1 protein-coding gene is annotated in these 1,112 nt (G+C 34.5%); it reads left to right on the top strand.

Translation table 11 applies throughout. The annotated features are described in order from the left end of the window. Positions 1–293: 293 nt before the first annotated feature. Positions 294–869 carry a hypothetical protein gene (locus A1019T_RS13075; protein ID WP_077452167.1) on the top strand — a complete coding sequence of 192 codons (576 nt, stop codon included), beginning with the start codon at positions 294–296 and terminating at the stop codon, positions 867–869. Positions 870–1,112: the final 243 nt, after the last annotated feature.

Here is a 1,112-nt window from a genome sequence, read left to right as displayed (position 1 = left end):
AGACAAGATGATTGGGCTGCATTAGAAATCTATTTTTTATATTCTTGGTGGTCCAAATTGTTGGTGGTTCAAAAGGTAGGCTGATTAAAATTTGAACAATTTTTGAAGCTTTGAAAGCCATATAGAACTAGAAAACTTAGTATAGACTCCCTATTGACTTTTAGCGCCAGCCTACTTTTTAGGACACCATTCTTATATTTACTCTGAAAACCTCAGGTTCGCTATTAGATAGTTTTTATATTTCAAAGTTACCTAATAGAGGAATTTACATAATAAAAGAAGGACTAAAAAACATGTCAGATAAAAGTATTAAACAAAAACTAAGCACATCGTTAGATGATATTGCTCTTAAAGCTCAAATGTTAGTTGCAAATTTAAAAGAAGGGGGAGATGACGGGTATGATCATTCAGTAACTTCTGCGGGCGAAAAAGGTCTTAAATCAGGAAAGGTATCAGAGCTTACAGTTATTGCACCTTTGAAAGAAGGCGGAGCCGCGAGAATACGTCGTATCCTTGAAATTACCAAAGGTGATTTAGCTGGGGCTACTAATGTAGGCACATTACATGACTTACGTATTGTATTTTTAGATAACGACACTAAGATTTTATTTTGTACTGCCTATGATGGCCAATGGGATCCGTACATTAATGATTTCGCCACCAAGATTCCTGAATTGATGGATTTAATATTTGGAAACGTTGAGGGCTGGCCAGGTATTAAAAGTCCCACGGTTAAGCAATTCATTTTAGATCATCAGATTACTGCTACTGGCTGGTATGTGGGGGTGCCTCATTTGACCATACGAGATATCATGCGACATGATAAGATCGTGAAAGGCATTAACAAAGCTTTAGATGATGCGCAATAATTATTGGCGTTAATCAAAGCCATTGGGATAACTAATTAAATGTTATAACACTTACTCCTACTTTCAACTCTTATAAGTTATAACCTAAGAATAATTTAAGGTGTAAGAAAATTACAATTTATAAGCCAAACTTTTAGTGCTTTTATAAATAAAAGAAAAGATAGATATGTTGAAATTCGGGTGACAACTAAAATTAATCCCATTTAATGAGTACGCTATGGGGAATAATTAAAAACCAGTGGT

The sequence above is a fragment of the Psychrobacter piechaudii genome, from assembly GCF_900162825.1.
In the GTDB taxonomy this organism is placed as follows: Bacteria; Pseudomonadota; Gammaproteobacteria; order Pseudomonadales; family Moraxellaceae; genus Psychrobacter; species Psychrobacter piechaudii.
The sequence above is the reverse complement of the archived record's forward strand: the minus strand, read 5'-3'. Positions and strand labels throughout refer to the sequence as shown.

What these genes read in the sequence shown, in the direction of transcription:
- A1019T_RS13075 (WP_077452167.1), top strand. Translation starts at nt 294, where the DNA reads ATGTCAGATAAAAGTATTAAACAAAAACTAAGCACATCGTTAGATGAT.